The 17,525-nt window shown below is 38.2% G+C and carries 12 protein-coding genes and 1 rRNA gene; 3 read left to right on the top strand and 10 right to left on the bottom strand.

Annotated features, from left to right (window positions below):
* Window positions 1-44 precede the first annotated feature (44 nt).
* Complete coding sequence (gene pdxR / locus B7C41_RS09735) at window positions 45-1,502, top strand: MocR-like pyridoxine biosynthesis transcription factor PdxR (protein WP_085298746.1); 1,458 nt, start codon at window positions 45-47, stop codon at window positions 1,500-1,502.
* A gap of 137 nt (window positions 1,503-1,639) precedes the next feature.
* On the opposite strand, the gene fadA is transcribed toward pdxR, so the two are convergent.
* The 4 genes from fadA to B7C41_RS09715 form a co-directional block, all read right to left on the bottom strand.
* The gene (gene fadA / locus B7C41_RS09730) at window positions 1,640-2,803 is read right to left on the bottom strand and encodes an acetyl-CoA C-acyltransferase FadA (RefSeq protein WP_085298745.1); all 1,164 of its coding nucleotides are present in this window, start codon (window positions 2,801-2,803) and stop codon (window positions 1,640-1,642) included.
* Window positions 2,804-2,818: 15 nt separating this feature from the next.
* Window positions 2,819-4,978, bottom strand: a complete 2,160-nt coding sequence (gene fadB / locus B7C41_RS09725) for a fatty acid oxidation complex subunit alpha FadB (protein ID WP_085298744.1) — start codon at window positions 4,976-4,978, stop codon at window positions 2,819-2,821.
* A 300-nt stretch (window positions 4,979-5,278) separates the two neighbouring features.
* Window positions 5,279-6,097 (bottom strand): substrate-binding periplasmic protein, encoded by an 819-nt coding sequence (locus B7C41_RS09720; RefSeq protein ID WP_085298743.1) that lies wholly within the window; start codon window positions 6,095-6,097, stop codon window positions 5,279-5,281.
* A gap of 341 nt (window positions 6,098-6,438) precedes the next feature.
* Window positions 6,439-6,723 carry a MazG nucleotide pyrophosphohydrolase domain-containing protein gene (locus tag B7C41_RS09715; protein ID WP_085298742.1) on the bottom strand — a complete coding sequence of 95 codons (285 nt, stop codon included), beginning with the start codon at window positions 6,721-6,723 and terminating at the stop codon, window positions 6,439-6,441.
* Between the two features lie 160 nt (window positions 6,724-6,883).
* Here B7C41_RS09715 and B7C41_RS09710 point away from each other — a divergent pair, with 160 nt between their 5' ends.
* Window positions 6,884-8,080, top strand: coding sequence for an MFS transporter (locus B7C41_RS09710; RefSeq protein ID WP_085298741.1), 1,197 nt, complete (start codon window positions 6,884-6,886; stop codon window positions 8,078-8,080).
* Between the two features lie 59 nt (window positions 8,081-8,139).
* On the opposite strand, the gene B7C41_RS09705 is transcribed toward B7C41_RS09710, so the two are convergent.
* Complete coding sequence (locus B7C41_RS09705; RefSeq protein WP_085298740.1) at window positions 8,140-10,365, bottom strand: bifunctional diguanylate cyclase/phosphodiesterase; 2,226 nt, start codon at window positions 10,363-10,365, stop codon at window positions 8,140-8,142.
* Between the two features lie 348 nt (window positions 10,366-10,713).
* On the opposite strand from B7C41_RS09705, the gene B7C41_RS09700 reads away from it, so the two are divergent.
* The gene (locus B7C41_RS09700) at window positions 10,714-11,628 is read left to right on the top strand and encodes a TIGR03899 family protein (protein WP_143764368.1); all 915 of its coding nucleotides are present in this window, start codon (window positions 10,714-10,716) and stop codon (window positions 11,626-11,628) included.
* Between the two features lie 48 nt (window positions 11,629-11,676).
* Here the strand turns inward: B7C41_RS09700 and B7C41_RS09695 are convergent, their stop codons facing one another.
* The 5 genes from B7C41_RS09695 to rrf all read right to left on the bottom strand — a co-directional run.
* Window positions 11,677-12,438 (bottom strand): phosphoadenylyl-sulfate reductase, encoded by a 762-nt coding sequence (locus tag B7C41_RS09695; RefSeq protein WP_085298739.1) that lies wholly within the window; start codon window positions 12,436-12,438, stop codon window positions 11,677-11,679.
* Complete coding sequence (gene cysI / locus B7C41_RS09690; RefSeq protein ID WP_085298738.1) at window positions 12,431-14,173, bottom strand: assimilatory sulfite reductase (NADPH) hemoprotein subunit; 1,743 nt, start codon at window positions 14,171-14,173, stop codon at window positions 12,431-12,433. The genes B7C41_RS09695 and cysI overlap by 8 nt, the downstream gene beginning before the upstream one ends.
* Window positions 14,173-15,984 (bottom strand): assimilatory sulfite reductase (NADPH) flavoprotein subunit, encoded by a 1,812-nt coding sequence (locus B7C41_RS09685; RefSeq protein ID WP_085298737.1) that lies wholly within the window; start codon window positions 15,982-15,984, stop codon window positions 14,173-14,175. The genes cysI and B7C41_RS09685 overlap by 1 nt, the downstream gene beginning before the upstream one ends.
* 161 nt (window positions 15,985-16,145) lie before the next feature.
* Window positions 16,146-17,087 (bottom strand): substrate-binding periplasmic protein, encoded by a 942-nt coding sequence (locus B7C41_RS09680; RefSeq protein WP_085298736.1) that lies wholly within the window; start codon window positions 17,085-17,087, stop codon window positions 16,146-16,148.
* 359 nt (window positions 17,088-17,446) lie between these two features.
* Window positions 17,447-17,525 (bottom strand): 5S ribosomal RNA (gene rrf / locus B7C41_RS20750); the annotation flags it as partial.

Genomic DNA, 17,525 nt, shown 5'->3' with positions numbered 1-17,525 from the left:
AACAACCAGTTTAAATAAATTACCTATACCAAAGAGTTGTAACAATGCAGATACTGAATCTAACTTTAGAAGAGAGCGCAGAGAAGTTGTATTTAAAAATCGCTAATGCAATTCGACAGGCCATTAAGAATGGCAATGCTTCTACTGGTGAAAAGTTACCTTCAGCTCGCACTTTAGCGGCACAACTATCAGTTAATCGCCATACAGTTATGTCGGCTTACCATGAGTTAGAAGCACAGGGCTGGGTTGAAACCAAAGAAAGGCAAGGTTATTCCGTAGCGCAAACACTACCAATTTATCTTTCACTAAAAAGTAATGAAAACCTTAATGATGTCAGCAATAAACATCAGTGGCGGTTAGTAAAAACTGAAAATAATAACTTGCAGCGCCAAGCTAGCGATTACCAATTTAACTTCGCTGGCGGTAACCCTGATATTTCATTGTTCCCTTTTAATGAATTTAGAAGCTACGTAAATGAAGCAATGAGCCGCCCACAGATTAATGAGTTAAACTACGGCAATAACAATGGTTTTCCTGCCTTTATTACTGAAGTTAGTACATATTTACGTCGAGTAAGAGCAATTGCTAATAAAGAAATAATTGTCGTTAATGGCAGCCAAGAAGCGCTATACATTATTTCACAAATTTTGTTAAAAGCAGGCGACAAGGTTGCGGTAGAAAGTTTAGGTTATCGCCCGGCTTGGAACGCATTAAAAAATGCCGGCGCTGAACTTATCGGTGTTAAACAAACAAAAGAAGGTATTGATGTTGAACACCTTGAGCAATTATTTAAGCAACATAAACTTCGCCTGCTCTATTTAACTCCGCTTCATCAATACCCTACGACCACCACACTACCCGCAGCGCAGCGAATAAAGGTTTATCAGCTAGCACAGCAATATAATGTGCCGATTATTGAAGACGATTACGATCACGAATTTCATTATGACAGCCAGCCATTAGCCCCTATGGCGGCTAATGATCCTGCCGGGCGAGTTATATATTTATCAAGCTTTTCTAAAATTATGTTCCCTGGAATGCGTTTGGGTATTATTGCGGTAGACCAATCGCTTGCCGCACACATTGTCAACTATCGAACAATGATCAATCATAAAGCCAACGTGGTATTACAAGATGCCGTTGCTCGGTGGATGAAAGATGGCGCATTTGAACGCCACTTAAGAAAAGCGACACGTATTTATCAAAAAAGACGACAATGTATGGTGGAAACACTAAACAGTTTTATAGCAGAAGGCATAGAACTCGATTTTACCGTGCCTCCTGGTGGAATGACGTTATGGGTAAATGTTGGTGGTAATGCAGAAGAAATAGCAAAATCAGCACAAGAAAATAACATCTTCTTATTAGCTGAAAAGGCTTTTCATTTAGAGTCGAAAAATGACGAAAATAAATTTATTAGGCTCGGATTTGCAGGTCAAAGTGAAGACCAAATTACGCAAGGCTTGTCACGACTAAAGCCTTTCCTTAACCGTAAAGATTGAGCTTTTTAAATATTGAACTTATCGAATGTTAAGCATGTTTATTAAAGAAAAAACAAAAAAGCCCAACCAAAGTTGGGCTTTCAAAAGATAACTAACAAAAAGTTAACTCAACTTATTATCAAAAGTGCCTGATAAAATTACACTCTTTCAAATACTGTTGCGATACCTTGACCTAAGCCAATACACATAGTTGCTAAACCAATGTTAGCGTCTTGTGCTTCCATTAAGTTAATCAAGGTGCCAGAAATACGACTACCTGAACAACCTAGTGGATGACCTAGTGCAATAGCGCCACCGTTCAGGTTAATCATGTCATCCATCTTGTCTTCTAAACCTAATGAACGTACACATGACAACGCTTGTGCAGCAAATGCTTCGTTAAACTCAGCCAATTCAATATCTGCTAACGTTAAGCCAGCACGTTTTAATGCTTTCTTAGTGGCAGGAACTGGACCAAAGCCCATGGTTGATGGATCACAACCTGCAACACCCATACCGCGAATTTTAACGCGTGGTGTTAAGCCCATTTCTTTCGCTTTTTCTGCCGACATTACTAACATTGCAGAAGCGCCATCAGAAAGTGCAGAAGAAGTACCCGCAGTTACCGTGCCGTTTACAGGATCAAACACTGGGCGTAAACCCGATAAGCTTTCAACGGTAGTTTCAGGACGAATAACTTCATCATGCTCGATAAGTGTTAACGCGCCCATTGCGTCATGACCTAATGTTGGCACAATTTCATTTGCCCAACGACCTTCAAGCATAGCTTTATGTGCTAATTGGTGAGAACGAGCGCCAAACGCGTCTTGTTCTGCACGAGTAACACCGTGTTGCATACCTAATAATTCAGCCGTTAAGCCCATGTTGCCAGCAGCGCGTGAAATATGTTTGCTTAGTGCTGGGTCAAAATCAACATCATACATCATAGGTACATGACCCATGTGTTCAACACCACCAACCATAAACACATCGCCTTGGCCGGCCATGATATTGGTTGTAGCGTCATGTAGTGCTTGCATTGAAGAACCACATAAACGGTTAACGGTAACAGCACCTGTAGACTTTGGAATATCAGTCAACAATTGGGCGTTACGAGCAATATTGAAACCTTGCTCTTTAGTTTGCTTAACATTACCCCAAATAATATCTTCAATTAATGCCGGATCTAAATTTGGGTTTCTAACTAACAATTGTTGCATTAAGTGTGCTGATAAAGTTTCAGCACGAACATTACGAAAAACACCGGCTTTTGAGCGCCCCATTGGGGTACGGATGCAATCGACAATAACGACTTCTTTCATGATTTTCTCCTGCGCCTAAGCTGTTTTAACGTCTGTTGTAAAATAAGATTTGCCAGATTTCGCCATTTCGCGAAGTCCGTCAGTCACTTGATAGATTTCGCCTAAGTGAGCGTATTTATCAGCCATCGCAATGAAGTTATCTAAGCCTAGTGTTTCTAAGTAACGAATCGGGCCACCTCTAAATGGAGGGAAACCTAAGCCGTAAATTAAGCCCATATCGGCTTCAGCTGCAGTATCGACTACACCTTCTTCTAAACAACGAATAACTTCATTGACCATAGGGATCATCAAGCGAGCAATAGTTTCGTCTTGGCTAAACTCTTTGCTTTTAACTGAAAACAAGTCATAAGCAGCTTGTGCAGCCACTTTCGTTGGACGACCACGCTTATCTTTACCGTAGTCATAGAAACCTTTACCGTTTTTCTGACCAAAACGCTCATTGGCATATAAAGCACTAACAGGGTCATTAGCAATTTTAGTCATACGGGTTGGGAAACCTGCCGACATAACACCAGTACAATGGTCAGCCGTATCAATACCAACAACATCAAGTAAGTATGCAGGGCCCATTGGCCAGCCAAATTGTTTTTCCATTACTTTATCAACGGCAGTAAAGTCAGCACCTTCAAGCACTAACTGGCTAAAGCCGGCAAAGTAAGGGAATAAAACACGGTTAATATAGAAACCTGGACAATCGTTAACTACGATAGGTGATTTACCCATTTTCGCAGCATATGCAACAACAGCTGCAACGGTTTCATCAGAGGTTTCTTTACCACGAATAACTTCTACTAACGGCATTTTGTTTACTGGGTTGAAGAAATGCATGCCACAAAATTTATCTTTGCGTTTTACGCTTTCTGCCAGTAAATCAATTGAAATGGTTGACGTATTTGACGTAACAATAGCGTCATCAGCAACATGGCTTTCAACTTCTGCCAATACCATGGCTTTAATTTTCGGGTTTTCTACAACAGCTTCTACAACAATATCAACATCTTTAACGCTGTCGTAGCTTAGTGATGGTGTGATGTTATTTAACACGCCCGCCATTTTTTTAGCGTTCATACGACCACGTTCAACTTGCTTGCTAAGAATACCTGCAGCCGTTGTTAAGCCTAAATCAAGCGCTTGGTCATTAATGTCTTTCATGATAATTGGCGTGCCTTTGTAAGCCGACTGGTATGCAATACCACCGCCCATAATACCTGCACCCAATACTGCTGCTTTGTTAATGGCTTTAGTGGCTTGTTTACCGGCTTTTTTCGCTTTGCCTTTAACCACTTGATCAGCCATAAATAGGCCAATTTGTGCGGTAGCTGCATCAGTTTTCGCTAATTTAGCAAAACCTGCATTTTCTAATGCCATTGCGCCAGTACGATCTAAGCCTGCTGCTGCTTCAATAGTTTTTACTGTTGCCATTGGTGCAGGGTAATGTTTACCCGCTTTTGCCGCGATCATGCCTTTACAAGTATTAAAGGTCATAATTGTTTCAACTGGCGATAATTTTAACGCTTCTAACTTAGGTTGACGTTTTGCACGCCAATCTAGTTTGCCAGCAATTGCTTGATTCAACATTTTAAGTGCCGCTTCACGCAGGTGTTCAGGTGCAACAACTGCATCAAGTAGGCCTACAGCCATAGCTTGTTCAGCCTTATGTGCTTTACCTGTCGACATCCACTCAATGGCATTATCAGCACCAATAACACGAGGTAATCGTACTGTACCACCAAAACCGGGCATTAAGCCGAGTTTAACTTCTGGTAAACCAATGGAACAACTTATATCAGCTATACGATAGTCACACGCTAAGGCCATTTCACACCCACCGCCGAGTGCAAAACCATTAATGGCAACAATTGTCGGTAAATTAATATCTTCAAAAGAATCAAATACATCAGAACCACCTTTGATCCAAGGAATAAGTTCCTCTTCAGGTAGTTTAAACATTTCTAAGAATTCGGTGATATCAGCACCAACGATGAAAGAAGACTTACCAGAAGTAACTAATACCCCTTTTGCTTCACTGCAATTGTTAATCGCGTCAACAACAGCGATGTACTCTTTAAATGTTGCCTGATCAAACTTGTTAACTGAACCTTGCGCGTCAAACTTAAATTCAACGATGCCATCATCTAACAATTGGGCAGAAAGGCTCTTGCCTTGAAATAACATGCCTACTCTCCTGACTTTTTGTGGGTCGATTGACTGGTAATACGTAATCATAGACTACTACCAAGCGGGTGAATATTTAGTTTACCAATTACTTAAAAATAACAAGTAAAAGAAATAAAGTGCCAATGAGTTTGCCTTGAAAGGAATGGGAAAGCAAATTTTTTTAAACGGGCGTTTTAATTAAGTGTATTAATATTATTTTACATTAAAAATAGTATATAAAGCTGATAATTAATAAGAGGAAATATAAGGAACAATAAAAAGATTGTGTATATTCAATTATCAAATAATCACTTACACTTACTGATTTAGCGTTAGTGAATTATGTATATCAACCCAATCAATCTGGCCATACTTGTCCAAAATTGACTTGAGTTCACCATTTTTTCTCATTACTGGTATTGCCACATTGATAGCCTCTATCATATTTCTTGTTATTTTTTTCTTATTTCCACAGGCGAAATACATTCCAACAAACGGTTTAACCTCACCAACTATCTTCACGGTCTCAACTGGGAAGTTCATGGACTCAAGTTGCCCTCGCATTAGTAGTGGGCAAGATACTAACAAGTCGGTTCTACCGCTCACTAATTTTTTTACTTGACTGTACATAGCCTTACTACCATATGAAAATGATATATTTTGATTTTTTCTCTTTAGGTAATCATCCAATTGACCGTTGTCATATCGCATATCAGCTATTGCACCTAATTTGGTTTCTTTTAATTGCGCTATGTCTTGGTATTGAAATTTTGATGTTGGTAATGCAAAGAGAGTGGCAGCGTGATATCCCCATGGCTCATCAGGAAAGGCAAGGAAGCTGTGATCTTTAATCTTAGCATTGACAACGCAATCAATTTCACCAGATCTTACCATTTGCACGCCGCGTGCTCTTGGTCCTAAAATATAATTGATTGTATGACCATTTTTCTTAAGAATAGAGCTCGCAATCTCTATCATAAAGCCTGGGTTACTGTCGCCTGGCATGCCATTTAGCGGCGGATGATACTCCCCCCAAACACTAACAGTTTCAGCATATATAAAAGGTGAATTACACAATGAAAATAAAATACTACATTTAGCCATCAAATCTGAAAATTTCTTTTTAGAATTAAACATTACTTCCCCAACGAAGTTAAGATACTTCAATAGTAGTATAAACTATGCCAATTACTAACAATGCATTGATTAACCAGTTAAAAAATTGGCTAAGATTCTACATTAATAAATATTGGACTGTAAGCCGCTATAAATTAATAGATTGCTTATAAAAGCTTTTTGAATAGAAGAGCATTGGAAAGTACCGCTACTTCCATTGAAAAAACTAGCAGGCATGTACTTTATAAATACTGCCAATGGAACCCATGATTACAATAATAGTCAAAGTTATGGACTTATAATTACCAACAATGAACTTAAAAAGTATAATTTAATTGAAATTATTTAAGCAAGCTGGATAATTACTTAGCACGCCCTCGTGTGCCACGTTGTTTATTTTTCAACATTTTAGCTAGTAATACTTTTTCCATATCTATGCCTTGCCAATGTGCTATATCTAAGACTCGAAGCACAATATCGGCTAGCTCTTCAGCAAAATCTTCTGTCGGTTCTTCACCGCGACATTCATTGATAGCCTCACCAACTTCAGAGGCAACTAATGCTAATGCCTCTAAGGTTGTTTTATTATGCCACCCCATACGTTCAACCCAGTCATAATTTTGCTCTGCTAACTTATTAATGTTCATTTATTATTTCCGCCATCACGCCTGTTGAGTAACTATTAATACTAACAACTTTAAAAATTTAGAGGTATCTTAAAATTTTCATAAATTTAGACATCGTATTTTTTAATAAGCAATTAACATACAATAGCGCGTCTGATTACTCTATTTAACTGGATTGAAAATGCCACTAAATTCGAAGTTACGTACACCAGAAAATCTATTACTCGCTATGGCATTTATTATGCCTTTGGTATTTTCTGTATGGATGGCATTACTGAATAACTTTGTTGTTGAAAAAGCCAACTTTACTGGTATAGAAATAGGACTGTTGCAAAGCTTACGAGAAGTACCTGGTTTTCTTGCATTTACTGTTATTTATGTTTTGTTTTTTATTAAAGAGCAAAAGCTTGCATTAATTTCTTTAGGATTAACAAGCTTAGGTGTTGCTGCAACAGGCTTTTTTCCTTCCGTCGTAGGCTTATATTTAACCACCATCATTATGTCCGTTGGCTTTCATTATTTTGAAACCGTTAATCAATCACTAACCTTACAGTGGATTAATAAGGACAAAACCGCACACTTCTTAGGGCGAATGCTATCAATAAAATCTATTGCTTCTTTATTGGCCTTTAGCAGTATTTGGCTATTGATGGAGTACTTTAGCTGGAGCTACAAATCAACCTATGTGCTGTTCGGCGGTATTGCCTTACTATTTACTTTATTCTTAGTAGTATCATTTCCGCACTTTCCACAGCCGGCTGAACAAACAAGAAAGCTTATTTTACGAAAACGATACTGGCTTTTTTACGCACTGACATTTTTTAGTGGTGCCCGTCGACAAATATTTGTCGTTTTCGCAGGCTTTTTAATGGTAGAAAAATTTCTTTATAGTGTTGCTGATGTCAGTGCTCTATTTCTAATAAACTATATCTTTAATTGGCTATTTGCAGCCAAAATTGGCAAGTTTATCGGGAAGGTAAGTGAGCGTAGCGTTTTACGATTTGAGTACATTGGTTTAGTTATACTATTCATTCTTTATGGTTTAGTCGAGAATGCGGATATTGCAGCAGTATTATATGTTATTGATCATTTATTTTTTGCTTTAGCCATTGCAATAAAAACTTACTTTCAAAAAATTGCTCTACCAGAAGATATCGCCGCTAGCGCAGGCGTTAGCTTTTCAATAAACCATATTGCGGCCGTAGTGATACCTGCACTATTGGGTATGGTGTGGATAATTAATTCATCATGGGTATTTTATGTTGGCGCTGGATTTGCTTTTTGTTCGCTATTACTGACGTTTTTAATGCCATATGCTCCAGCGATCGGTAATGAGTTTAGAGCTAAAGAAAAGATAGCGCTAGAACAAGCACAGTAGGAAATAACTCAACCGATAGTATTAGCCTTGTCGGTTGAGTAAATTATCAATTAAAGCTTTTATCGATTAGTTTTTTCTAAATAAGCAAAAAACTCATCTGCCGGCATCGGCTTAGCGTAGTAAAAACCTTGCACTTCATCACAGCCTAGTGCTTTCAGTTGAGCCTCTTGTTCAACAAGCTCAATGCCTTCAGCAATCACTTTCAAGTTCATTTGTTTACCTAAATTAATGATGGTATCGGCAATTATAGAACCTCCGGGTTCTGCAATATCATTCACAAACGAGCGATCAACTTTAAGTCGATCTAATGGTAATTTTTGCAAGTAACTTAATGATGAAAAGCCAGTACCAAAATCATCAAGTGCAATACTAATGCCTTGTGCTTTTAGTTGCACTAATGCATCAATGATCACTTGTGGTTCATCCATTAATACATTTTCAGTTATTTCCAACTCTAACTTACTAGGATCAACGTTATTCAATTGTATCGCTTTGATAATATTATCGACAAAGTTATCTCGTTTAAATTGCGGAATTGAAACGTTGACTGAAATACTAACATCACCAAATTGGCTATCAGTCAGTTTTTTCAATAACAAACACGCTTGATTAACAACCCAATTACCAATATCAATAATCAGACCAGAGTATTCTGCTAACGGAATAAATACGGCTGGCGAGATAAACTTTCCTTCTGCAGTTTTCCAACGCAACAATGCTTCTGCACCTATAATTTTCCCTGTAGTTAGACTCAGCTGTGGTTGATACCACAAAGCTAGACGGTTATCGGCAAAATCTGTACGTAATTGTCGAATCATCCCCAAACGCCAAAGTGTCTTATCTTCCATTTCTTGTTGATAATATACGAATGGATCTTGTTCTGATTTTTTCGCCAAGTTAAGTGCTATATTAATTTGGTTTAATACTTTGACTCCTCTAGCTCCCGCCGATATTTTTGAGCAAAAACCAAAACAGGCGTTTATAGGGAGGTTTTGTTCACCTGCAGCAAAAGGTCGATTAAATAATGCCATTAACGTTTCAGGGTTAACAATACTTTTAGGGCCAATGATACCAAAAACATCAGCACCAATACGAGCAAGTTGATTTTTCTCGCTAATCGCTCGAATGCGAGTTGAGACGGCCATTAATAACTGATTACCGATATCTTGACCAAGACCGTCATTTATATCACTAAAGTGATTAATATCAATTAATGCCGTAACCAACTCATCGTCATCACTTTGACAAAAATCATCTAGTAAATTAACAAAATCTAAACGGTTAGGTAGCTCAGTTAACCAATCTTTATAAGCTGCATTACGAAGCTTCTGAAATAAATGCACATTTTCATAGCCTGTCGCAATGTTCGTCAAAAACACTTCGATTAACTGCTTTTCTATATCTGACAATGCTTGTGCAAGTTCCAAATGTATTACGGCTCTAAAGCCCCCACTACCAAAATACAATGATGTCGAAGTAGCTGTAAAAAAATGTTGCTTTTGTTGAAAACAGCTAGTGATTTGTCTCATCGAATCGGGGTTATCTAACGCTGCTAATTTTTGATTTACCTTAGCATCAGACAGCCCATATTGCCCCAAGATGTATAAACTTAAATCATCAGCTCCTTCTACTATACCTTGGCCACGAGCACAGAAGACGCTAGAGTTGGAATCAGCTAACTTTTTAAACTCTGCCAAAACACCACACGCATAATCATGAACATTGTGGAGCTCGAGTAAGTTGGCAGCCGCACCAATAATTCGTTCCAAGCCTTCTCGATTCTTCGTAACAGAATCAATTTGCTGGTATGAACGAATCGCAGCGTAAACGGTTGTCACGAGTTTTCTACGAGTAAGCTCCGTTTTAGTTTTGTAATCGTTAATATCATAATCTTTTATTACGCTTTCTTCTGGTGCGTAACCCGGTTGTCCCGTTCGTAAAACAATACGAATATCATCACGTTTTAATTGTTCACGTATATGTTTAACAACAGCTAAGCCCGCATCATCGCTTTCCATCACAACATCAAGCAATACTAAAACGATATCTTCGTTTTCTTCGATAAGTTTACAAGCATCTGTACCAGAATACGCGTGTAGATATTCTAAATGTCGGCCAAGAACGACCAGATCAGATAAGGCAAGTTGAGTCACAGAATGTATTTCTGGATCATCATCAACAATAAGTACTTTCCACGTTTCACCTATAGCGGAATCTAATATTTCATCTTCGTCGCTATCGTCGATAAACAAAAAATCATCGTTCGTATTTTCGGAAACTTGCATATCATCCTCAATGCACTAGTAAACAGAAACCAGCAGTTTTTGATCATCAATTCACAAAAAATTGTCATCGCCTATAGGTACATAATAAAAGTAGGATAAAGATTATTCAACAATTCGTTGCAATAATATTTTCATATTCAGTCTTTTAGCTATTTATTCTATCTGTATACGCAATAACGAGTAAAAAATTTATCTTAAAAGATCTATAAATTAAAGATAAAAATTTGGCCTTTGTAAAGTTAAGGTGAAATATAAGATAAAAGAGGTCAGCTTTATTTGCGCTACAATAAACTTTCAAGCAGTATTGTAATTAATGTTTACTAGTTTTTAATATTTAAAGGAAATAATGTGACCCAGCCACATGTAGAGCCCAAAAAAACTATAATAAATACTTCCGAGAAAAGTACACCTATTATTGCTGAAAATATGCAGCAAGCGACAAAAGAAAACGTAAGTTCAAAAAACTCATCAAACCCTTCACCTCAAAAACAATTGCTTACCTTAGCTAAAAAATTCTCTCTTGATGGTGCATTCCTCCCAGAAGAAAAGCAGGCACCTATTGAAGAACGGTCGTTTCGTCGCATTAAATTACATGAGTTACGTCAGCAACAAAATATCGAAGCTATTATATTGCATGCCATAAAATACTGTTCAGACAACACCATTGCCGAACGCGTAGACCAAGACTGGTTCAGCAGCTTTATTGACCTAGCTGAAGGCATCAGCAATAAGACAATGCAAGATCTTTGGGCAAAAATACTTGCCGGAGAAGTCTCGCAATCAGGTTCATTTTCACTAAAAACGCTACGAGCTTTCAGGACCATGAGTATAGGTGAAGCTAAATTGCTTGCTAAAGCTTGTAGCATCTCAGTGGCTGACTCTCGAAAGAAGAATATTCGTGTTATAAGTGGAGCTTATCAAGTACCAAAATTTTTTAATTTTTTTAATAAACAACGTCAACAACGATTCGACCTCAATCAAGCGGGCTTGAGTTACGCAGATATTTTAGTATTAGCTGATAATCATTTATTATTTGAACAAGAAACAGAGAGCCATTCGCTTGGGAAAAGTGAACAAATACAATTTCACTATAACGGTAAACAGGTAAGCTTTATTGCTAAGAAAAAAGATTGTATTTTAACCTTTTATAAATTTACGCCAATCGGAACTGAGTTGGCAATGTTGATTTCAGATAATGCTGACCTTAATATTTTAACAGCCTTTAAAGCACAGCTAGCAGAAAATTTTACCATTGAATACTAAAATTCTCTGAACGAGGAACACAAAAAGTGCGTTCCCCATCTTCATGATTTAAATACCATCACCATCGGTATGTAAACCACATTCTCTCTGCATGCCAGAAAATCGTGTATCACTTTCATCCATACCTGCAGTTAATGGCCGTGTACTATGAACATCTCCAACGGATACATAGCCTTCTTCCCATAAGGGGTGATATGGCAAGTTATTCGCAGTTAAGTACTGATGAACATCTTTATTTGACCAGTCAATAATAGGATGTACTTTAAAACGACCACGTAGAATGCTGACAACAGACAAGCTTTCACGATGAGTTGATTGCTGACGTCTAACACCAGAAAACCAAGTACCTGCTTGTAGCTCACTTAAGCCACGCTCTAATGGCTCAACCTTGTTACGTCGATTATAGGCTTTTAAAGACGTTTCATCAGTTGCCCATTCTTCTCCGTATTTCGCTTGTTGCCATGCTGCACTTTCTTTCGCACTAAACACTTTTAAATTTAAGTTCAAACGGTCAGTTAGCTGTTCAATAAACTGATAAGTTTCAGGAAATAAATACCCTGTATCAGTAATTAACACCGGAATATTGGCATCTATTTTCGTCAACATATGTAGCATTACTGCAGATTGAATACCAAAACTCGATGACAAAACAAACTGCGAAGGTAAATTTTCCATTGCCCATTCAACACGCTGAGTCGCTGTCTGCTTTTCTAATAACTCATTCCATTGCTTTAGCCAAGGTTCAGGCAATGAGGCAGGAAACTTATTATTGATCACAGGCACTGTGCTCGCTTTAATAATATTAGTCATGAAAATCTCGCTTACTCACTTTGACTTCACTAATAATGCCAACACGAATAACAAAGTCGCCAAATGCTTCACCGTTGTTACGTTCTGAGGCCCAACGTGCAACAAGGCTATCAATTTCTTGCAAAATATCAGCTTCATTGAGGTTTTCTTTATACATTTTAGGTACGCGAGTACCAGCAGTATTACCACCTAAATGCATGTTGTACTTGCTCGGGCCTTTACCAACTAAGCCTATTTCAGCTAGCATGGCGCGACCGCAACCATTAGGGCAACCAGTAACACGTAAAATAATACTTTCATCTGCTACATCGTGCTTTGCAAGAATGGCTTCAACGTCGGTGACTAAACCCGGTAAATACCTTTCAGCTTCAGCCATCGCTAACGGACAAGTAGGAAATGCTACACAAGCCATTGAGTTTTTACGCTGGACTGAAACGTTGTCAGCCATCAAGCCATGAGCACGAGCAATCTTTTCAATATCTGCTTTATCTTCGCTTGCAATACCCGCAATGATGATATTTTGATTTGCTGTCATACGAAAATCACCTTTGTGAACTTTCGCAATCTCAGCCATACCTGTTTTCAATGGCGCATTAGGGTTATCTAACAGACGTCCGTTCTCAATAAACAATGCTAGGTGATGCTTACCATCAAAACCTTCAGTCCAACCAATGCGGTCACCCCGGCCAGTAAATTCATACGGGCGACTTTCTGAGAATTTAATACCAGCACGTTGCTCTACTTCAGCTTTAAAAGTATCAACACCAACTCTATCAATGGTATATTTAGTTTTCGCATTCTTACGGTTAACACGATTTCCCCAATCACGTTGGGTTGTTACTACCGCAGCAGCAACGCCTAAGGTATTTTCTAAGGCAACAAAACCAAAGTCATCTGCTTTACGTGGGTAGGTAGATTTATCGCCATGTGTCATAGCTAAACCACCACCTACTAACACGTTAAAACCAATCAGCTTGCCATTGTCGGCAATGGCAATAAAGTTCAGGTCATTGGCATGAACATCAACATCGTTTTGTGGAGGAATAACAACCGTAGTTTTAAATTTACGTGGTAAATAATTAGGTCCTAAAATAGGTTCTACCTCACCAGTTTCAGTACCACCTTCAATTTTTTCACCGTCTAACCAAATTTCAGCATAAGCACGAGTTTTAGGTAATAGATGCTCACTAATCTTCTTCGCCCATTCGTAAGCTTCTTGATGAAGTTCAGATTCAACAGGGTTAGTGGTACAAAGAACATTACGGTTAACATCACCAGCGGTAGCAATTGAATCTATACCGTACTCATTTAGCGTTTGGTGCATTAGCTTAATATTCGGCTTTAAAACGCCATGAAACTGAAATGTTTGACGAGTCGTTATGCGAATACTGCCGTAACTGGTTTTTTCACGAGAAAATTTGTCAATCGCTAACCATTGCGTTGGCGTGATAATACCACCGGGCATACGAGCACGTAACATCACGTTATGTAATGGCTCAAGCTTTTGCTTAGTACGCTCATTACGAATATCGCGATCATCCTGCTGATACATGCCATGGGTTCTTATCAATTGAAAATTATCAGCAGTAAAACCACCTGTAACATTGTCTTTTAAATCTTCTACAATAGTGCCACGTAAGTAATTACTTTCTGCTTTTAGTCTTTCGTTATCAGCATGTTTACCTTCAACGATTAACGGACCATTGGCTTGATTTTCTTTTGTTAAGTCAGTCATTAGTATACATCCTTCTGATAACGCTTAGCGTTACGTAAATCTTTTAAATAGGTAGTTGCTTGTTCTTGAGATAGTTGGCCTTGCTCAGAAATAATTTCTAGTAACGCCGACTCAACATCTTTTGCCATTCGGCTCATATCACCACAAACATAAATATGTGCACCACGCTCTAACCAGGAAAATACTTCACTGGCATTTTCTTTTAAACGGTCTTGCACATATATTTTTTCAGCTTGGTCGCGAGAAAATGCTAAATCAATTTTGTTTAACAACCCTGATTTAAGATAATTTTGCCATTCAACTTGATAAAGAAAGTCTTGAGTAAAAGTTTGGTCACCAAAAAATAACCAGTTATCACCGCTTGCATCCGTTGCCTCACGCTCTTGCATAAATGCGCGAAATGGTGCGACACCAGTACCTGGGCCAATCATAATTACAGGTGTTTCATTGTCAGCAGGCAAACGAAAGTTATCATTGTGCTCAATAAACACCTTAACTTCGCTGCCTTCTTGACTGCCGTTAGCTAAAAAACCTGATGCTCCACCTTGGCGAACTTCATCACCAGCTTGATACTGAACTAGACCTACCGTTAAATGAACTTCCTCTTCAACTTCACTCTGAGCAGATGCTATAGAATATAATCGTGGAGTGATCTTTCTTAAAACTTCAATAAATGTTTGTGCACTCAGTTTTACTTCATTAGGCAAAGGCTCTGACTTAACAACATCAACAACTTGATGATTGGCAGCATATTCACGTAATGCTGTTTTATCATCTAACAAAGCGAGTAGTTTTTCGCTACCAACCAACTTAGCCCAAAACTCGACAAAGTTGATTGAGGTTTGTGTGATTTCATACTTGGCCTGTAACGCTGTTGCTAATTCAATACTTTCACCGACAACCGACACCATTTCTTGACTATTTAAACCCAATGCAGTGATAAGTTCATTTACAAGATTTGAAGAGTTTTCAAACCAAACACCTAACGCATCACCTGCTTGATAAGTAATACCTGAATCACCAAGATCAATTTCAACATGGCGTACATCTTTAGCCGAATCGCGACCTGTTATTTTCTGACTAAGTAATAGTTCTGCCGTATAAGGCGCTTGCTTAGTATATTTCTCTTCTACGCTACTTACAGTGGCTAGTGGCATAACATTGCTTGAAGGGCTATCGACATCAAGCAACTTTTTCGCTTGAGCAATAACATTTACCGACCATGCACCAGCTTCTGCATCATAATCAACATCGCAATCAACTCGCGCAGCCATTCTTTTTGCGCCGAGGTTTTCTAGATACTGATCAAAGTCTTTACCTGTTTGACAGAAGAACTCATAGCTTGTATCACCTAGTGCCAAAACACTGTAATGCAAGTGGTCAAGTTTAGGCGCTTTTTTAGAGGATAAAAATTCATGTAGAGCAATGGCATCATCCGGCGCTTCACCTTCGCCATTAGTACTTGCAACAATAAGTAAATGAGTAAGGTTTTTAATTGCTTTAGGTTTAAGTTCACCCATGCTTTTCAATTCTACGTTTAAACCTTCAGCACTTGCTTTTGCTGCTAAGCTTTTCGCAGCACCTTTCGCATTGCCAGTTTGTGAACCGTATAAGATGGTCAACGTTGCAGCTGCGACACTAGACGTTGTAGCAGGTAATTCTACACTAGTAACACTTTCAGCCTTTGCAGCTAAATAGCCACTAGCCCACGCTAACTGAAGTGGAGAAAGATCATTGATACCTTGCTTAAAAGATGCCAATTGATTGGTATCTAACATTGTTTGATTTAAGTTTTGCTTTTCCGGCAGCATGTCGACTATACGCTCATCTTTAATTAATGAAGCAAGAATAGACGGAATTGTAATAGATGAAAAAGAATAGAAACGGCTTTTTTATTCAAAAATGGAATATAGAAAGTAAACCACTTAGGCAACAGTGCCAAATTAGTGATTATCCTAAAAGATCGAATCCGTTATTTTAAGTTTTTACTTGTACAAGTTTCAGCCGTATTAATTATTCGCTGAATTTCTGCACTGCGTTTAAAGCTAACTATCGCAGCGTTAATATCACCATGAATTTTTAACCAGTGGGCTTTTTTTTTGCTAAGTGCATAATATAAGTAATTATACTGCAGCGTTGGTTCTACCATTTCAGTCCCCGACAGCAATCTTTTCTTCTCAATACCCTCCAAGCCAGAGTGCTCAATCACGTATGTGAGTACTTTTGGATCAACAACAATATAATCAACTCTTTTAGCTAGTAACATTCTAACTAATTGCAGTTCATTTTGTACTTCAATTGTCTTTAATTGCCCTTCAGACACCATTTGATCAAATTCTGGAGTGTTCTGATATCCTCGAACAACTCCGAATATATTATCTTTTAAAATAGATAAATCTCCAGCAAAAGAATCCTTTTCTCCTTTTCGCTTTATCAAGCTCAGTAAGCCACCATCAATATCATTAGACAGAGCAATAATATCCTTACGCAAGGTATTTTTCATATGCTTCGAGTATACCGTATCATCAAAAAAATATTCAGGAAAAAGAATATCGTAATCTCCTAATTCAACGGCTCTGACTGCCCTTGTCCACGGTAAAAATTGAATTTGAACTTGATAGTTTTGACTGACTAGCAAAGCAACGGTAAGCTGAAATACCCAGCCCATGTTACATTGTTTCTCACTAATATAGGGTGGCCAATCAAGCGTCGCTAAACGTAATATATTAGTGGAATTCGAATTGAATACGTAATTAGGCCCTATTTTTTTTCCATAAATTGATACCAGCTGACCATTATTTGTATAATTTACTTCGATATTTCCGAACGTATTACCTTTCAAATTAAGCGGCAGCATCAATATGCTATAAAGCAATATATTACAAAATACACTTATGGTTTGGGCTCTATGCATATTAATTGAAATACTCCTATGAAGATCATCAAGCCACACTATTTAGTTTAGGCGATCCCCAATGAATTATATGTCATTAAAAGTTTCAGGCAATAAAGGCAAGTATAACGGCCTTTTCTTAATAGAAGCCTAGCGATGACGCGCATCGATGCACTAATGCAACGTTGCCAAAGAGTTGTGTGCTACTGACGCATAGGACATACAAACGCCGTAAGCACATGGATGTGCAGGAACGGACTCACATAATAGAGAACACGTCCCACATGCTATTAATCAACCCGCGCTATACTTATATTATATTATTTTATTTTAGACAGCAAAAAGCCCGTCACATTAGTAACGGGCTTTTCTTAATAGAAGCCTAGCAATGTCCTACTCTCACATGGGAACTCCCACACTACCATCGGCGCTAACACATTTCACTACTGAGTTCGGAAT

Source organism: Cognaticolwellia mytili (assembly GCF_002104475.1).
GTDB classification, from domain to species: domain Bacteria; phylum Pseudomonadota; class Gammaproteobacteria; order Enterobacterales; family Alteromonadaceae; genus Cognaticolwellia; species Cognaticolwellia mytili.
Note: the sequence above shows the minus strand (reverse complement) of the source record. Positions and strands in the feature narration are given on the sequence as shown.